The sequence below is a fragment of the Stenotrophomonas sp. CFBP8994 genome (assembly GCF_034044835.1).
Classification (GTDB): domain Bacteria; phylum Pseudomonadota; class Gammaproteobacteria; order Xanthomonadales; family Xanthomonadaceae; genus Stenotrophomonas; species Stenotrophomonas rhizophila_A.
This window is the reverse complement of sequence record NZ_JAXCWT010000001.1, coordinates 839,370-856,165: the sequence shown is the minus strand read 5'-3', so window position 1 is coordinate 856,165 and position 16,796 is coordinate 839,370. Positions and strand designations below refer to the sequence as shown.

The following is a 16,796-nucleotide window of genomic DNA, read 5'->3' as shown; positions in this document are numbered from 1 at the left end:
GTTCCGGGCCGGGCCGGTTCGCGGGGGGCGCTCCCGGCTTGGCTTGGGAAGCACACCCTTGATGACGGCCGCGTGGTGGGATATAGATACGCTTTCGCAGCGGCGCCGGACCAAAGCAGAAGCGTCGCGCGCTCGGGGAAAGGTAATGACTGAAAACATGGCTGCGGGTGGGGAACTCGCAGGGCTCAGGGTGATGGTCATCGATGATTCGAAGACCATCCGCAGAACGGCCGAAACGCTGCTCAAGCGTGAAGGCTGCGAAGTAGTGACCGCGACCGATGGTTTCGAGGCGTTGGCGAAGATCGCCGACACACAGCCGCAGATCATCTTCGTGGACATCATGATGCCCCGTCTCGACGGGTATCAGACCTGCGCGCTGATCAAGAACAACCAGCTGTTCAAGGCCACGCCAGTGATCATGCTGTCGTCCAAGGACGGCCTGTTCGACAAGGCGCGCGGTCGCATCGTGGGCTCGGAGCAGTACCTGACCAAGCCTTTCACGCGTGAAGAACTGCTGGGTGCCATCCGCACATACGTAAACGCCTGACCAGGGGGGAAAGGCACAATGGCTCGAATCGTTCTGATCGAGGACTCACCGACCGACCGGGCGGTGTTCATCCAATGGTTGACCAAGGCCGGGCACGAAGTGCTCGAGGCCGGCAACGCCGAGGACGGGATCAAGCTCGTCCAGGAACACCAGCCGCAGCTCGTGCTGATGGACGTGGTGCTGCCGGGCATGAGCGGCTTCCAGGCGACCCGCGCGCTGAACCGCGATGAGAAGACCAAGGCCATCCCGGTGATCATCGTGAGTACCAAGGCGATGGAAACCGACAAGGCCTGGGGGCTGCGCCAGGGCGCGGCCGCCTATGTGGTCAAGCCACCGCGCGAAGAAGACCTGATCGCGCAGATCAATGAACTGCTGGTGTCCTGATGCGTTCTCCCTTCGACATCCTTGAAGCCTACGAACGGCGCAGCCTGGCCCATGCGGTGCAGCTGCCCGAGCGGCAGTTCGCCCAGGACCTGTGGCGCGGCGTCGGCTACCGGGTCGGCAAGCGCCACCTGGTCTCGGACTTCCGCGAGGTGGTCGAAATCGTGCCGATGCCGCCGATCACCCCGGTGCCTGGCGCGCAGCCGTGGCTGCTGGGCGTGGGCAACCTGCGCGGCAACCTGTTCCCGGTGGTCGACCTGAAGTACTTCATGGAAGGCGAGCGCACCGTGCAGCAGGAAGGCCAGCGGGTGCTGATCATGCGCCAGGCCGGCGGCGACGTTGCCCTGACCATCGATGAACTGTTCGGCCAGCGCAGCTTCCAGCTGGACCAGGACGTCGAGAGCGGCGACCTGGCCAGCGGCCGTTACGCCCATTTCATCGACCGCGCGTTCCATGGCGACGGCCACGACTGGGGCGTGTTCTCGCTCTCGCTGTTGTCCCGTACCCCCGAATTCAGGCAGGCCGCGGCGTGAACGCTGCAGCCTGCCTCACTGCATTGAAGATCGAGGTTGAACGATGAGTACTTCTTCGGAAACCGCCAAGGCCGGCAAGCTGGGCACGGTAGGAACCAATTTCTGGCTGGGTCTGCTGGCCCTGTCGATGATCGTGTTCGGCGTCAACACCGGTGTGGCCACCTGGCAGGGCAGCCGCCTGGCCGGTGCCAGTACCGGCGCGGCCGATCTCCAGGTGCTGTCCCAGCAGTTGGCCAACCAGGGCCGTGAAGCGGTCTCGGGCAACGCCCAGGCCTTCACCGCTTTCAAGGACACCAAGGCGCGCATCGAAAGCACGGTGAGCAGCCTGCAGGGCCGCTACGGCAGCGAAGCCAACGTGTCCGGTCCGCTCAACCAGCTGACCCAGACCTGGGAGCCGCTCGGCAAGAGCGCGGCGCAGCTGGTGGCGAGTGAACCGGCGGTGCTGGCCCTGGCCGGCAACGCCAACAACTTCGTCAACGGCGTGCCTGCCCTGCAGGCCCAGCTCAACGAAGTTGTGCGTGCCATGTCGGCCAGCGGCGCCCCGGCCTCGCAGGTCTACAACGCCCTGCAGCAGGTCGTGGTGGTGGGCTCGATGGCCCGCCGGGTGACCGAAATGCGCGCCGGTGGCGGCAACGCGGCCGCCGCAGGCGACGCGTTGGCCCGCGACTCGGTGGTGTTCACCCAGGTGCTGGATGCGCTGCGCAACGGCAATGACGAACTGGGCATCGCCCCGGTCCGCAACGCCGCCGCGCTGGGCGCGCTGGAGCAGTCGCAGAAGCAGTGGGACACGATGAAGCAGGACGCCGATGCGATCCTGGCCAGCTCGCGCCAGCTGTTCTCGGCGCAGTCCTCGGCCGCTGCGCTGACCGCCGGCTCCAACAAGATGCTGGATGACAGCAAGAAGCTGTTCGAGGCGTTCTCCTCGTTCGGCTCGGTGCGCGACACGCGCTTGTTCCCGAACTTCTGGCTGGGCGTGATCTCCGGTGCACTGTCGCTGATCGCCATCATCGGCTTCGTCAGCAGCACCGTGCGCAGCCGTTCGCGCGAGCAGGAACTGCGTTACCAGACCCAGGTGGAATTCAACAGCCGCAACCAGCAGGCGATCATGCGGCTGCTGGACGAAATCAGCTCGCTGGGTGAAGGCGACCTCACCGTAAAGGCCTCGGTGACCGAGGACATGACCGGCGCCATTGCCGACGCAATCAACTACGCCGTGGACGAACTGCGCCACCTGGTGACCACCATCAACGACACCTCGGCCAAGGTCGCCGTGTCCACCCAGGAAACCCAGGCCACGGCCATGCAGCTGGCCGAAGCGGCGGGCCACCAGGCCAACCAGATCACCTCGGCATCGGACCGCATTGGCGAAATCGCGTCGAGTATTGAACAGGTGTCGCGCAACTCCGCCGAGTCGGCCGACGTGGCACAGCGCTCGGTGGTCATCGCCGCCGAAGGTGCCGGCGTGGTGCGTGAAACGATCCAGGGCATGGACCAGATCCGCGACCAGATCCAGGAAACCTCCAAGCGCATCAAGCGCCTGGGCGAGTCCTCGCAGGAAATCGGTTCGATCGTGGAACTGATCAACGACATTTCCGAGCAGACCAACATCCTGGCGTTGAACGCCGCGGTGCAGGCGGCCTCGGCCGGTGAAGCCGGCCGTGGTTTCGCGGTCGTGGCCGACGAAGTGCAGCGCCTGGCAGAGCGCACCTCCGGTGCGACCCGCCGAATCGAGAACCTGGTCCAGGCCATTCAGGCCGATACCAACGAAGCGGTCAGCTCGATGGAGCAGACCACCGCCGAAGTGGTGTCCGGTGCACGCCTGGCCGAGGATGCCGGCACGGCGCTGACCGAAATCGAACGCGTGTCCAACGCGCTCAACAACCTCATCAAGAACATCTCGATCGCCGCCCAGCAGCAGTCGTCGGCCGCGTCGGACATCACCCGCACCATGGGCGTGATCCGTCAGATTACCGGCCAGACCTCGCAGGGCGCGGGACAGACCGCCGAGTCGATCGGTCATTTGGCACAGCTGGCGGCCGACCTGCGCCGCTCGGTTGCCGACTTCAAGCTGCCGGCGTGAGCCGCGGGCAGGGCGGAGAGGGAAGGAATCAGCAGATGATGCATCGCGATAAAGCACAGCACGACATGCGCGCCCACCTGCCGGGAGACCTGGCATGAGCACGCTGCGCGATGCCATGAGCCACGCCGCCCTGGGCTGGGTGAAGCCGGAGCTGGACGAGACCCTGCGCCAGGTGCGCAACGAGCTCGAGTACTACGCCGAAGACCCTGCCGATGGCAGCCGCATGCGCTTCTGCGCCGGCTACCTGCACCAGGTGCAGGGCACCCTGCGCATGGTCGAGCTGTATGCCCCGGCGATGGTGGCCGAGGAGATGGAACAGCTGGCCAATGCCATCGGCGCCGGGGAAGTCCCCGACCGCGACGAAGCCTGCGCCACCCTGATGCGCGGCAGCGTGCTGCTGCCCGATTACCTGGAGCGCCTGCAGAACGGTCACCGCGACATCCCGATCGTGCTGCTGCCGCTGCTGAATGACATCCGCCTGGCGCGCGCCGCGCCGGTGATCAATGAAAGCGTGCTGTTCGCGTTCGCGCCGGACAGTGCCAGCGCCACCGAGGCCGAACTGGACCACGCACGTGGCAGCCTGAGCGGACGCAACCGCGAGCTGCTCGACACCGTGGGCAATGCGGTCAAGGAAGAGCTGCTGCGCATCAAGGACGCACTGGACCTGCACCTGCGTACCGGCGGCGAGCCGGCCCAGCTGCAGACCCAGGTCAACGAACTGGGCGCGGTCGCCGACACCCTGGGCATGATGGGCCTGGGCGTGGCCCGCGGCGTGGTCGTGCAGCAGCGCGATGCGCTGCGGGGCGTGGTCGACGGCCAGCAGCAGATCGATGAAACCCTGCTGCTGGATATCGCCGGTGCGCTGCTGTACGTGGATGCCTCGCTGGACGACCAGGTCGCCCACCTCGGCGCCGGCGGCAGTGGCGAAGACGATCCGAGTGCGGCCGAAGGCCGGCGTACCGTTGAAGTGCTTGCCCACGAGGCGATCGCCAACTTCTCGGCCGCGCGCGAGCATTTCGTCGCGTTCATCGAAACCAACTGGAACCACGAGCAGCTGCACGAAGTGCCACGCCTGCTGGGCGAGGTCGCCGGCGCGCTGCGCATGCTCGACCTGTCCACGCCGGCCGATTACCTGCAGGGCGTGCGCCAGTACATCGCGGTCGAGCTGATCGGCCGCCAGCGCGTACCCAGCGGCCGCCAGCTGGACACCCTGGCCGACGCCATGGCCAGCCTGGAGTATTACCTCGAAGCCCTGCGCGAACGCCGCCAGGGTCGCGACGACATTCTCGACATCACCCGCACCAGCCTGGAAACGCTGCGCTACTGGCCGCTGCCGGACGAAAATGCCGCCCCGGTCGATGCCAGCGCCGAGGCGCTGCCGGTTGCCCCGGAACACGTGGAGCTGACCGGATGGGATGCCCCCGTGGTGGCCCCGGTGGAAACGGCGGTCACGCCGGCCGCCCCGGCACCGGGCGACGTGCCTTCACCGCCGCTGCCGGACTTCACCTTCGAGCCGCTGCCTGAGGTCGCTGCCGCCGCGCCCGTCGCGCCCGTCGCGCCGGCCAGCAAGCCCGCGCCGACGCTGGTGTTCGAAGCGTCGACCGCCCCGGTCGCTGCGGACGCGCCGCAGTGGACGCTGCACAGCGAACCGGCGCGTACCGATGACGCTCCCACCTTCGCCCACTTCGATCCGGTGCTGGCGGAAGATGCCAGTGTCGGCACGTCGTGGCAGGCCGCACCGGCAACCGACATCGCACCGATCGCCCTCGATGGCCTGGACGCAACACCGTCCGACACCGGAGCACCGATCGCCACCGGGTTCGACCCGGTCGCCGCCGAACACGATGCACTGGAACTGAGCGACGAGCCGATCGAATTCACCTTCGACGAGCCGCTGCACAATGCGGGCGACGTGCTCTCGCTGCAGATCGACGACGCGCCGGCCGCCGACAGCAGCGAGCTGGATGTGCAGGCACTGCCGGCGTTCCTGCAGGAGCAGGCCGAGCCGGTTGAAGACGAACCGGTTGAAGCGGTCGCCGTACCGGCCGACGACCTGATCGAGGCCCGCCAGGACGAGGCTCGCGAAGACGAAGCTGCCATCGAAGCAACGGGCGTGGGCTCCGTCGCTGGCGTGCAGGAAGCCGTGATCAGCAAGATCGAGCTGGACGACGAATCCGCGCGCTTCCTTGCCGAGCTGGATGCCGCCGCCGCGCAGTTCTCCACCGCGCCGGCTGTCGAGGCGCCTGCCGTGGTCGACGCGCCGGTTGCCGCTGACGAGCCGGGCACCATCGACGCCGGCTTCGAGGACGATGGCGAGAACATCGACCAGGACATCCGCGACGTCTTCATCGAAGAGTTCGACGAGGAACTGGTCAACCTGGGCAACCTGCTGCCGGTGTGGCGCATGGCCCCGGACAACATGGACCGCCTGCGTCCGATCCGCCGCGTGTTCCACACCCTGAAGGGCAGTGGCCGCCTGGTTGGCGCGCGCACCCTGGGCGAGTTCAGCTGGAAGATCGAAGGCATGCTCAACCGCGTGCTGGACGGCAGCCGCCCGGCATCGCCGGCGGTGGTGGCAATGGTCACCCAGGCCTATGAAGTACTGCCGCAGCTCAACGCTGCGCTGCGCGATGGCAGCCGCGTGAGCGCGGACCTGCAGGCCATGCAGGGCATCGCCGACCGCGTTGCCGCGGGCGAGGAAACCTTCCATGTGCCGCTGCAGCGGCCGACTCCGGCCGCCGCGCCGGTGGAGCCGACCGACGTGGCCGTGGCCGGCGTCGCGCAGGAAGCCGCCGACGTCGAGGCCGTCGAGGCGGTCGAGGAAACCGGCGGAACCCCGGCCAACATCGACGAGGTGCTGCGCGAAATCCTGGAGGCCGAAGTCGAGGCCCACCACGCCACGCTGCAGGCCTGGCTCGAAGAAGCACAGGCGGCGCCGCAACCGGTCACCGATACCCTGCTGCGCGCGGTGCACACCATGAATGGTGCGTTCGCGATGACCGACGTGCCGGAAATCACCGCAGTCACCGGTAACGCCGAGAGCTTCATCAAGCGCTCGCTGGCGGCCGATGCGGTGCCGGGCAACGAAGGCGTCGAGGCACTGGCCGCTGCCGCCGTTGCGATCCGTACCACGATGGTGGCGCTGCAGGCCGACGCCCCGCGCATTCCGTCGCAGGCTGCGCTGGCCGAACGCCTGCAGGCGCTGGCCGAAACGCTGCCCGAAGCACGTTGGCCGGCACTGGTTGCCGACGATGGCATGGACCTGGACGGTGATGACGCCGACGAACGGGATGCCGTTGCCGATGCCGACAACGACGCGGAGGCCGATGCATCCCAGGCCGCGCACGATGTCACCGCGCATGAGCTGGCCGCGTTCTCCGCACAGTTCGATGAGCGCAATGGCTACGCCGTTGCCGACGACAGCACCGACACCGGGCTGCAGCAGGCCATCGTCGAGGCCGACGCGCTGTCGCTGGTCGACGCCGGCGAAACGGCCGACGATGCCCTGGTGGTCGATGAGCTGACGGGCAGCGACGATCTTTCGGCCTACTTCAACGCCGAGCTGGTGACCCCGTTCGATGCGCCGTCCAGCGCGCCGGTCGATACCACGCCGGAAACCGTGGACGCCCCCATCGTCGAGCACGGCCTGGAAACCGTGGAGCTGACGGGTGCGGACGATCTGTCGCGCTTCTACGAGCACACCCTGCCGGACACGGTGGAGGTTGCGGACGCAGCTGCCGCGGAACCGTCGCAGCCGCTCGACATCGTCGCCGAAGAGATCGTGGCCGAAGAGATCCAGCCCGAAGAGATCCAGACGGAAGAGATCCAGGCCATCGAACTGGAGGCCGTGGAAGTCGAGGCGCTGCACGACGCGATCGAATTGGAGACCGACGCACCGGTCACCGCTGATGACAGCGCCGGGTACAGCCTGGATGCCATCGAAGAAAACGAAGACGCTGCGGTGCTGGAAGACGTCATCCCGTCGACCCCCGCGTTCGGCGAATCGGTTGAGCTGCAGCAGGCGCTGGACGATGGCCTGACCATCGTCGACGGTCCCGATGCGGAGGCAACTGCCGACGACGCTCCGGTGCTGGGCCTGGATGCACGCCACGAAGCTCTGGACGAGCGCGATGCATTCGCCGAGGCCGAAGCAGGCCTGTCCGATGCCGAAGCATCGTCGCCGTCGGCACCCCTGTTCGAACTGGAAGACGCCCCGCTGTCCGCCGCCATTGCGGCGGACGAAGCGGCCGCCGAAGAAGAGGAAATCGACGACGCCGGTTCGCTGGACTTCAGCGTGCTGGACCGCGAGCTGGTCGACATCTTCGTCGAGGAAGGCAAGGACCTGCTCGACCATTGCGATGGCCTGATCAGCGAACTGCGCGCCGCGCCCCAGGATCGCGAAGCGATCGCCGGGCTGCAGCGTGATCTGCACACCCTCAAGGGTGGCGCACGCATGGCCGGCATCAACGCCATCGGCGACCTGGGCCACGGCATCGAATCGCTGCTGGAGGCGGTCGCCGCCAACCGTACCGATATCGACCGCAGCGACGTCCACCTGCTGGAACGCGGCTTCGACCGCCTGCACCAGATGCTGACCCGCACCGGTCGCCACCGCGACGTGGCCATGCCGGACGACCTGATCGCCGCGTTCGAGGCGCGCACGCTCGGCCGCGTCGAGGCAGAAGACGCGCCCGCCGCGCCTGCTGCTGCGGTCGAGGTCCCGGCGGTGGTCGATACGGCGGTTGCGTCGGCACCGTTGTCCGCACCGGTGCCGCTGGAAGCGTCCACTGACGAAGACACCCTGGCGCGTCCGCAGCAGGAGCAGGTGCGCGTGCGCGCCGACCTGCTGGACCGCCTGGTCAACCACGCCGGTGAAGTGGCGATCTACCGGTCGCGCCTGGAACAGCAGCTGGGTGCCTTCCGCGGTGCCATGGGCGAACTGGACCGCACCAATGCGCGCCTGCGCGACCAGCTGCGTCGCCTGGACCTGGAAACCGAAGCCCAGATCGTGGCCCGTTACCAGCGCGAGCAGGAACAGGTCGACCACAAGTTCGACCCGCTGGAACTGGACCGCTTCTCCACGCTGCAGCAGCTCAGCCGTGCGCTGAACGAATCCGCAGCCGACCTTGGCGGCCTTCAGGGCGTGCTGGACGATCTGTCGCGCCAGTACGACGTCCTGCTGCAGCAGCAGTCGCGGGTCAGCTCGGAACTGCAGGATGGCCTGATGCGCGCGCGCATGGTGCCGTTCGACGGCCTGGTGCCGCGACTGCGCCGCGTGGTCCGCCAGGCCGGCCAGGACACCGGCAAGCAGGTCCACGTCACCCTGGACGGTACCCACGGCGAACTGGACCGCAACGTGCTCGACCGCATGGTCGCGCCGCTGGAACACATGCTGCGCAACTCCGTGGCCCATGGCCTGGAGATCCCGGAGCAGCGTCGTGCCGCCGGCAAGCCGGAGGAAGGCGAGATCGCCATCCGCCTGCGCCGCGAAGGCTCGGAAATCGTGCTGGAAGTAGCCGATGACGGCGCTGGGCTGAACCGCGAGGCGATCCGTCGCCGCGCCGAACAGCGCGGCCTGGTCGAGGCCGACGCCGTGCTCAGCGATGCCGAACTGGACGCGATGATCTTCTCGCCCGGGTTCAGCACCGCCGACCAGGTCAGCCAGCTGGCAGGCCGAGGCGTGGGCATGGACGTGGTGCACAACGAAGTGCGCCAGCTGGGCGGCTCGGTGGACATCCACTCGGTGCCGGGCAAGGGCGTCACCTTCACCCTGCGCCTGCCGCAGACCCTGGCGGTCACCCAGGCGGTGTTCGTGCAGATCGGCGAGACCACCTTCGCGGTGCCGGTCGCCTCGGTCAGCGGTATCGGCCGGATCTCGCGCGAGCGCTTCGAATCGGCGAACGGCGGTTACCACTACGGCGGCGAAGAATTCGCGCTGCACGACCTGGGTACGCTGGTCGGCCAGGGCCAGGCCCGTGCCGAAGGGCAGGACCAGGTGCCGCTGCTGCTGGTGCGCGCCGGTGAACTGCGTGCGGCCGTGGCGATCGACCAGGTGCTGGGCAACCGCGAAATCGTGGTCAAGCCGGTCGGCCTGCAGATCGCCTCGGTACCGGGCATCTACGGTGCCACCATCACCGGCGATGGCCGCGTGGTGGTGATCCTGGACGTCGCCCCGCTGGTGCGCCGTTACCAGGCCAACCCGCTCAAGCCGATCGCACCGGCCGCGCAGGCAACCGACCGCCAGGCCCCGTTGGTGATGGTGGTCGACGACTCGCTGACCATGCGCAAGGTCACCGGCCGCATCCTGGAACGCCACAACTTCGAAGTGGCCGTCGCCCGCGACGGTATCGAAGCGTTGGAGCGCCTGGAAGAGCGGGTACCCGACCTGATGCTGCTGGACATTGAAATGCCGCGCATGGATGGCTATGAACTGGCCACCGCCATGCGCGCCGATCCACGCTACAAGGGCGTGCCGATCGTGATGATCACCTCGCGCAGCGGCGACAAGCACCGTCAACGCGCCTTTGAAATCGGTGTCCAGCGTTACCTGGGCAAGCCGTACCAGGAGCTGGACCTGATGCGAAACGTGTATGACCTGCTGGGGATCGCCCGTGCCCGTGAATGACCTGAACCCGCTGCCGTCGGTGGCATTGCTGGCACGGGTCGGCCCGGCGCGTGAGCGCCTGCGCGAAGCGCTGGCCCAGGCCGGTGCGACCGTGGTGCTGGAAGAGGATCCCAACAGCGTGGATCTGGAAACCCTGGGCGGCGCGGACGCCGGCGCGGTGCTGATCGCGCTGGAACCGGCCATCGAGGATGCGCTTGAACGCCTCGACCCGGTGCTGGCCTCGCCGTCGCTGACGGTCATCTTCGACGAAGCCGAACTGGCTGCGCGCCGCGAAGGCTGGGAAGCCCAGCGCTGGGCGCGCCACCTGGTGGCCAAGCTTCACGGCCATCAGGACGTGCTGCCGCCGGGCGCCGAGCAGGAAGGCCTGCTGCAGCCCGAGCCCGGCCTGCCGCAGACACCTGCCGAACTGCATGCCGACGCGCCGCTGGAATTCCATGTGCGCGAAGCCTTCGACGCCGCCGGCGACGTGCCGCCTGACGGCCTGTACCAGGCGCCGGAAGGCTACAGCGAGCCGATCTCGCTGGAGGAAGCACTGGCCGCCATGCAGGCGCCGGTCGCCGCACCGTCGGCCAGCGTGCCGCCGCCGGTCCCGGCCTCGGCCCCGCCTGTCCCGCGCGCGCCGCTGGGCGACCACAGCAGCTGGTCGCTGGTGGATGAAGACAGCGCGGTACCGGTTGCCGCGCCGGCTGCGCCGGCCAGCGCGCCAATCGAACCCAATGCGTTCGACATCGAGCGCCTGTCGCTGGTCGAGCTGGAAGCTGACGCCGACCCCAGCGGCGCCGCACCCGGCGCCGTGCTGGTGCTGGCCGGCATCGGTGGCCCCGACGCGCTGCGCCGGCTGCTGGCCGCGCTGCCGGCCGGGCTGGCGGTGCCGATCCTGGTCTACATGCGCCTGGACGGGGGCCGTTACGGCAACCTGGTCAAGCAGATGGCCCGTGTGTCGGCGTTGCCGGTGGTGCTGGCCGAATCCGACCAGCCGGTGCTGGCCGGCAATGCCTACATCCTGCCCGATGACGTGGGCGTGGCCGTGCACAACCGCGGCCTGCATTTCACCGCGGATGCCAAGGGCATCCAGGTGGCCGCGTTGCCGCCGGCGCACAGCGCCGTGGTGATGCTCAGCGGCAGTGACGTGGCGTTGCTGGACGACGTGCTGTCGCTGGCCGTGGCCGGCGGCTGGGTCGCGGGCCAGACCGGTGAAGGCTGTTACGACCCGATCGCCGCCAACGCGGTGGTTGCCGCCGGCATGGCCGCCGGTGATCCGCCGCAGCTGGCCGCCGCCATCGCCGAACGCTGGGGCGTGAGCGAGTAATCGCCACGCCGTATCACTTTCAGGAAGCAGACGCATGAGCTACGCCAGCAACGACGAAATCCGTGGGGTACTGATCCAGGCCGGGAGCGAGCGCGTGCTGCTGCCCAATGCGACGGTGGCCGAAATGATGTCCAAGGTGCCGGTCACCCCGGTGGACAACGCGCCCGCGTGGCTGATCGGCGAAATCCGCTGGCAGGGCTGGGACGTGCCGCTGATGTCGTTCGCGCGCCTGTCCGGCCAGGGCGAGGACGCGGTGGTGAGCAACAACAAGGTAGTGGTGCTCAAAGCGCTGGGTGGCAACCCCAATCGCCCGTACCTTGCGCTGCTGACCCATACCTTCCCGCAGCTGATCGCGGTGCCGCGCGACGGCCTGCTGGCAGACGCCTCCGAAGAAACCCTGCCGCAGGGCGTGCACATGCGCGTGCTGCTGGGCGAACAGAGCGCGTTGCTGCCCGATCTTGACGCCCTGGAAGCGGCTCTGGATGAGGCGCTTCCGGTGCATTGACCGGGGATTCGACACCCCGGAAATGCGGTAGCTCACGACCGTTGGTCGTGACGACGCGTCAGCCCAGATCCCCCAACCGCGCCTGCAGGGCCGCGATCGCGGCCAGCCCGGCGGTTTCGGTGCGCAGGATCCGCGGCCCCAGCTGCAATCCCTGGAACCCGGCTGCCGCCAGCGCCTGCCGATCGCGCGGCGACCAGCCGCCCTCCGGCCCGATCGCAATCACCACCCCACCGGGCGCGGCCTCCAGCGTCGACAAGCGGTGCTCGCCCAGCGGGTCCAGCGTCAGCTTGAGCGCTTCGGCAGGCATTCCCTTGGCCGCCTCCTGCACGCCCAGCGGCGCGGCTACCTCCGGCACCCGGGCGCGCCCGGACTGCCCACAGGCCGACACCACCACGCTGCGCCAGTGCGCCAGGCGCTTTTCCGCCCGCGCTGCGTCCAGCTTGACTTCGGTGCGCTCGGCATTGACCGGCACGATCGCCTGCACCCCCAGTTCGGTGGCCTTCTGCAGGATCAGGTCCATCTTCTCGCCGCGCGCGATGCCCTGCAGCAGGGTGATCGAGAGCGGGGATTCGTTGTCCAGCGCCTGCGCGGCCTCGATCCGCACGCGGGCGTCGCGCTTGCCCGATTCCACCAGCGTGGCGCTGTAGTCGTGGCCATCGCCATTGAACAGCACGCAGCCTTCGCCCTCGCGCAGACGCATCACGCGGACAAGATGATTGGCCACCTCTTCGGGCAGCGACAGGGTCTGGCCCACGGCCAGCGGAGCATCCACATAAGAACGGGTCACACGCATGCAACAGCTTCCTCGATCGCGGCCAGGGTGGTCTGGGCCAGCAGGTCCAGGTGTTCGTCCTCCACGCAGTAGGGAGGCATCCAGTACAGCACGTTGCCCAGCGGGCGCAGCACCACGCCGCGTCGCAACGCGGCGTTGTAGGCATGCAGCCCCACCCGCGCCCCAGCGGGGAAGGGGGTGCGCTTGTCGCCGTTGCGGGTCAGCTCGAACGCGACCACCATGCCGGCCTGGCGCACATCGGCCACATGGGCGTGGTCGGTGAAGGGCGCGGCCAGGGTGCGCATGACCTCGGCGGTGCTGCGGTTGCGCGCGATCACATCCTCGCTGGCGAAGATGCCCAGCGTGGCCAGCGCGGCCGCGCAGGCCAGCGGGTTGCCCGTGTAGCTGTGCGAATGCAGGAAGGCACGCTCGCGGCTGTCGTCCAGGAACGCGTCGTACAGTGCCTGCGTTGCCAGCACCGCCGCCAGCGGCAGGAAGCCGCCGGTCAGGCCCTTGGACAGGCACAGCAGGTCGGGCATCACCCCGGCCTGTTCGCAGGCGAACAGGGTACCGGTACGGCCAAAGCCGGTGGCGATCTCATCGGCGATCAGGAACGCGCCATTGGCATCGCACAGTTCGCGCGCCCGCTTCAGATAGACCGGGTCGTGCATGCGCATGCCGCCAGCACACTGCAGGCGCGGCTCCAGGATCACCGCGCAGATCTCGCCCGGTTGCTGGTCGAACAGGTCGGCGAGGCGATCAGCCGCCTCATGGGCGCGCTCAGCGGCGCTCTGTCCGGGTTCGGCCAGGTAGGCGTCCGGCGAGGGCGCGAACAGTGCCTCGGTCAGCAGCGGCGCGTACACGCGGCGGTACAACGGAATATCCCCGACCGACAGCGCGCCCAGGGTTTCACCGTGGTAGCCGTTCTCCAGCGCCACGAAGCGGGTGCGGTGCTCCTCGCCGCGGTTGCGGAAGTAATGGAACGCCATCTTCAATGCGACCTCGACCCCGGCCGAGCCGTTGTCGGCGTAGAACACCTTGGACAACGGCGCGCGCCCGGCCTGGCGCGGTGCGATCGCCAGCAACCGTTCGGCCAGTTCCACCGCCGGTTCGTGGCTGAAGCCGGCCAGCATCACCTGTTCCAGCTGGGTGGCCTGGCGGGCGATGGCCGCGCCGATGCGCGGCTCGGCATGGCCGAACAGGTTGGTCCACCAGCTGCTCACCGCATCCAGGTAGCGGTGGCCGTCGTGATCGACCAGCCACGGGCCTTCACCGCGCGCAATCGGCACCAGCGGCAAGGTGTCCGGGTGCTCACGCATCTGCGTGCACGGGTGCCACAGCACGGCCAGGTCGCGTTGCCGCCACCGGTCGGCCAACGTAAGGGGGGCTGGGTCTGCTAGCATTTCGAGCTCATGGCCACGTTTTCACCTGCCTGCATTCTATCGATCTCAAAGAGCCAGTTCGCATGACCCGTCCGCTGCCCACCATCCACCAGATCACGGACGAGGAAAGCGGCCCGTTCCAGCGGCAGCACCTGGACCTGGAGTTCTCCAACGGCGAACGCCGCCGCTTCGAGCGCTTGGTCAGCCGTGGCCACGGTGCGGTGGTGGTGGTGCCGATGCTGGATGACCAGACCGTGCTGCTGGTGCGTGAATACGCGGCCGGCGTGCACCGCTACGAACTGGGGCTGGTGAAAGGCCGCATCGATGCCGGCGAAACCCCCGAACAGGCCGCCGACCGCGAGCTGAAGGAAGAAGCCGGTTACGGCGCGCGCCGCCTGGACGTGCTGCGCGCCATGACCCTGGCCCCGACCTACATGAGCCACCTGTCGCACCTGGTGGTGGCCCGTGACCTCTACCCCGAACGGCTGGTTGGCGATGAGCCCGAAGAGCTGGAAGTGGTGCCGTGGAAAATCGCCGAGCTCGACCGGCTGATGCTGCGCGAGGACTTTTCAGAAGGGCGTTCGCTGGCGGCGTTGTTCATTGCCCGCCAGTGGCTGGAACGCGGGGAATGATCAAACTCACCACCGATCTGCGCGAAACGGTCATTGCCATTGCCCAGGACGCCGCCGCCGCCATCATGGCGGTGTATGCCACGCCGTTCGACGTGGAGATCAAGTCCGACCACAGCCCGGTCACCGCCGCCGACCTGGCCGCCAACCAGGTGATCCTGCGCGGGCTGGGCCAGCTGACCCCGGACCTGCCGATCCTGTCCGAGGAATCGGCGCAGGTGCCGTGGGAGGTGCGCCGGCACTGGGGCGCTTACTGGCTGGTGGACCCGCTCGATGGCACCCGTGAGTTCGTCAAGCGCAACGACGAATTCAGCGTCAACATCGCCCTGATCTACCAGGGCGCGCCGGCGTTCGGCGTGGTGCTGGCGCCGGTCAGCGGGGTGGCCTGGCACGCCATGCGCGGCGAGCTCGCCTATCGCCGTGACGGCATGCATGACTCGGTGCTGCGCACCCGCACCCCGGCGGCGCCGCCGCTGCAGGTGGCCGCCAGTCGCTCGCACCGCAGCCCGGAAACCCAGGCACTGCTGGATCGCATGGGCGAGATCGAGGTCGTCGCGCAGGGCTCGTCGCTCAAATTCTGCCGTCTGGCCGAAGGCACACTGGACGTGTACCCGCGGCTGGGGCCAACCGCCGAATGGGATACCGCCGCCGGCCAGTGCGTGCTGCACGCCGCAGGCGGTGCGGTGCTGTCGGCCGCTACCGGCAAGCCGTTCCGCTATAACCGCCGCGAAACCCTGTTGAACGGCGATTTCATCGCGCTGGGCGACACCCGCCTGCCGTGGCGTACCTGGATTCCCGCCTGACCGGAGCACCGATGTCCGCACCCGCCGAACTGGACCGCCTGCTGGGCATCATGGCGCGCCTGCGCGATCCGCTGCAGGGTTGCCCGTGGGACCTGCAGCAGGATTTCGCCAGCATTGCCCCGTACACCATCGAAGAAGCCTACGAGGTCGCCGACGCGATCGACCGTGGCGACCTGGACGACCTCTGCGACGAACTGGGCGACCTGCTGCTGCAGGTGGTGTTCCATGCGCAGATGGCCAGCGAGCAGGGCGCGTTCGGCTTTGCCGATGTCGCCCGCGCGATCAGCGACAAGATGCAGCGCCGCCACCCGCACGTGTTCGCGCAGGTGCAGGTCGATGGGGCTGAAGACGTCAACAGCAACTGGGAAGCGATCAAGCGCGCCGAGCGCGCCGCCAAGGGCGACGCCGACACGTCCGCGTTGGCCGGTATTTCGCGCGGGCTGCCCGAATGGCAGCGGGCGGTGAAGCTGCAGGCGCGCGCGGCCCGCGTGGGCTTCGACTGGCCCGGCCCGGCGCCGGTGCTGGACAAGGTGCGTGAGGAACTGGACGAGGTAGCGGCGGAATTCGCGCGCGGTCCGGTACAGGACAACCAGGCGCGGCTGGAGGAGGAGCTGGGCGACCTGCTGTTCGTCTGCGCCAACCTGGCGCGGCACGCCAAGGTCGACGTCGGTGCCGCGCTGCGCCACGCCAACCACAAGTTCGAACGGCGCTTCCGCGCCATGGAAGCGCAGGCGGCGGCCGCGGGCGCATCGATGGCCGGGTTGGACCTGGAGGCGCAGGAGCGCCTGTGGGAACAGGCCAAGGTCGCCGAAGCCAAGCCGTGAAAACGTTGCTGCTGTTCGTGCTGACCGCCGTTGCCGAGATTGTCGGCTGCTACCTGCCGTGGTTGTGGCTGCGCCGCGATGGCGCCGCCTGGCTGCTGTTGCCGGCCGCCGCCAGCCTGGCCTTGTTCGCGTGGCTGCTGACCCTGCACCCGGCTGCCAGCGGGCGTGTCTACGCTGCGTACGGCGGGGTATACATCGGCACCGCGCTGGCGTGGCTGTGGGTGGTGGATGGCATCCGCCCCGGACGCTGGGACCTGCTGGGCGTGGCCCTGTGCCTGGCCGGCATGGCGGTGATCATGTTCGCACCGCGCGCGGGCTAGGCGGGGCCGACCGTGGCGCACCGCCGCAGGCGTTGACGGAGCGGTTCTGGGATAATGACGATCTGCATTTTCATCCCCCGGATTGT

General features: G+C 68.4%; 13 protein-coding genes. 11 read left to right on the top strand and 2 right to left on the bottom strand.

Annotation, left to right across the window (positions count from 1 at the left end; translation table 11 throughout):
- The first annotated feature begins 145 nt into the window (after positions 1–145).
- The 7 genes from pilG (at position 146) to SOM39_RS03950 (ending at position 11,980) form a co-directional block, all read left to right on the top strand.
- Complete coding sequence (gene pilG, locus SOM39_RS03980) at positions 146–547, top strand: twitching motility response regulator PilG (RefSeq protein ID WP_068853721.1); 402 nt, start codon at positions 146–148, stop codon at positions 545–547.
- A gap of 18 nt (positions 548–565) precedes the next feature.
- Positions 566–931: a response regulator gene (locus SOM39_RS03975; protein ID WP_068853720.1), complete on the top strand. Its 366-nt coding sequence runs from the start codon at positions 566–568 to the stop codon at positions 929–931.
- Positions 931–1,461: a chemotaxis protein CheW gene (locus SOM39_RS03970; protein WP_320457536.1), complete on the top strand. Its 531-nt coding sequence runs from the start codon at positions 931–933 to the stop codon at positions 1,459–1,461. Before SOM39_RS03975 ends, SOM39_RS03970 begins: the two co-directional genes overlap by 1 nt.
- A 43-nt stretch (positions 1,462–1,504) precedes the next feature.
- Complete coding sequence (locus SOM39_RS03965) at positions 1,505–3,541, top strand: methyl-accepting chemotaxis protein (RefSeq protein WP_184126770.1); 2,037 nt, start codon at positions 1,505–1,507, stop codon at positions 3,539–3,541.
- A 94-nt stretch (positions 3,542–3,635) separates the two neighbouring features.
- Positions 3,636–10,166 carry an Hpt domain-containing protein gene (locus tag SOM39_RS03960; protein ID WP_320457535.1) on the top strand — a complete coding sequence of 2,177 codons (6,531 nt, stop codon included), beginning with the start codon at positions 3,636–3,638 and terminating at the stop codon, positions 10,164–10,166.
- The gene (locus tag SOM39_RS03955; RefSeq protein ID WP_414715844.1) at positions 10,153–11,475 is read left to right on the top strand and encodes a chemotaxis protein CheB; all 1,323 of its coding nucleotides are present in this window, start codon (positions 10,153–10,155) and stop codon (positions 11,473–11,475) included. Before SOM39_RS03960 ends, SOM39_RS03955 begins: the two co-directional genes overlap by 14 nt.
- A 34-nt stretch (positions 11,476–11,509) precedes the next feature.
- On the top strand, positions 11,510–11,980 hold the full coding sequence (locus SOM39_RS03950; protein ID WP_320457533.1) for a chemotaxis protein CheW: 471 nt from the start codon (positions 11,510–11,512) through the stop codon (positions 11,978–11,980).
- 58 nt (positions 11,981–12,038) lie between these two features.
- On the opposite strand, the gene SOM39_RS03945 is transcribed toward SOM39_RS03950, so the two are convergent.
- Positions 12,039–12,773 (bottom strand): 16S rRNA (uracil(1498)-N(3))-methyltransferase, encoded by a 735-nt coding sequence (locus SOM39_RS03945; protein ID WP_320457532.1) that lies wholly within the window; start codon positions 12,771–12,773, stop codon positions 12,039–12,041.
- Positions 12,764–14,155, bottom strand: a complete 1,392-nt coding sequence (gene bioA / locus SOM39_RS03940) for an adenosylmethionine--8-amino-7-oxononanoate transaminase (RefSeq protein ID WP_320457531.1) — start codon at positions 14,153–14,155, stop codon at positions 12,764–12,766. The genes SOM39_RS03945 and bioA overlap by 10 nt, the downstream gene beginning before the upstream one ends.
- 62 nt (positions 14,156–14,217) lie before the next feature.
- On the opposite strand from bioA, the gene nudE reads away from it, so the two are divergent.
- The 4 genes from nudE to SOM39_RS03920 are packed head-to-tail and all read left to right on the top strand — an operon-like array spanning position 14,218 to position 16,710.
- Positions 14,218–14,766 carry an ADP compounds hydrolase NudE gene (gene nudE / locus SOM39_RS03935; RefSeq protein ID WP_068853712.1) on the top strand — a complete coding sequence of 183 codons (549 nt, stop codon included), beginning with the start codon at positions 14,218–14,220 and terminating at the stop codon, positions 14,764–14,766.
- Complete coding sequence (gene cysQ / locus SOM39_RS03930) at positions 14,763–15,566, top strand: 3'(2'),5'-bisphosphate nucleotidase CysQ (protein ID WP_068853711.1); 804 nt, start codon at positions 14,763–14,765, stop codon at positions 15,564–15,566. The genes nudE and cysQ overlap by 4 nt, the downstream gene beginning before the upstream one ends.
- Positions 15,567–15,577: 11 nt before the next feature.
- The gene (gene mazG / locus SOM39_RS03925) at positions 15,578–16,390 is read left to right on the top strand and encodes a nucleoside triphosphate pyrophosphohydrolase (protein ID WP_320457530.1); all 813 of its coding nucleotides are present in this window, start codon (positions 15,578–15,580) and stop codon (positions 16,388–16,390) included.
- Positions 16,387–16,710: a YnfA family protein gene (locus tag SOM39_RS03920; RefSeq protein ID WP_320457529.1), complete on the top strand. Its 324-nt coding sequence runs from the start codon at positions 16,387–16,389 to the stop codon at positions 16,708–16,710. The genes mazG and SOM39_RS03920 overlap by 4 nt, the downstream gene beginning before the upstream one ends.
- The last annotated feature ends 86 nt before the right edge of the window (positions 16,711–16,796 follow it).

Bases quoted from the DNA above. Each gene is read 5' to 3' on its own strand.
- pilG (WP_068853721.1), top strand. From the start codon at position 146: ATGACTGAAAACATGGCTGCGGGTGGGGAACTCGCAGGGCTCAGGGTG.
- SOM39_RS03975 (WP_068853720.1), top strand. From the start codon at position 566: ATGGCTCGAATCGTTCTGATCGAGGACTCACCGACCGACCGGGCGGTG.
- SOM39_RS03970 (WP_320457536.1), top strand. From the start codon at position 931: ATGCGTTCTCCCTTCGACATCCTTGAAGCCTACGAACGGCGCAGCCTG.
- SOM39_RS03965 (WP_184126770.1), top strand. From the start codon at position 1,505: ATGAGTACTTCTTCGGAAACCGCCAAGGCCGGCAAGCTGGGCACGGTA.
- SOM39_RS03960 (WP_320457535.1), top strand. From the start codon at position 3,636: ATGAGCACGCTGCGCGATGCCATGAGCCACGCCGCCCTGGGCTGGGTG.
- SOM39_RS03950 (WP_320457533.1), top strand. From the start codon at position 11,510: ATGAGCTACGCCAGCAACGACGAAATCCGTGGGGTACTGATCCAGGCC.
- SOM39_RS03945 (WP_320457532.1), bottom strand. From the start codon at position 12,773: ATGCGTGTGACCCGTTCTTATGTGGATGCTCCGCTGGCCGTGGGCCAG.
- bioA (WP_320457531.1), bottom strand. From the start codon at position 14,155: ATGCTAGCAGACCCAGCCCCCCTTACGTTGGCCGACCGGTGGCGGCAA.
- nudE (WP_068853712.1), top strand. From the start codon at position 14,218: ATGACCCGTCCGCTGCCCACCATCCACCAGATCACGGACGAGGAAAGC.
- cysQ (WP_068853711.1), top strand. From the start codon at position 14,763: ATGATCAAACTCACCACCGATCTGCGCGAAACGGTCATTGCCATTGCC.
- mazG (WP_320457530.1), top strand. From the start codon at position 15,578: ATGTCCGCACCCGCCGAACTGGACCGCCTGCTGGGCATCATGGCGCGC.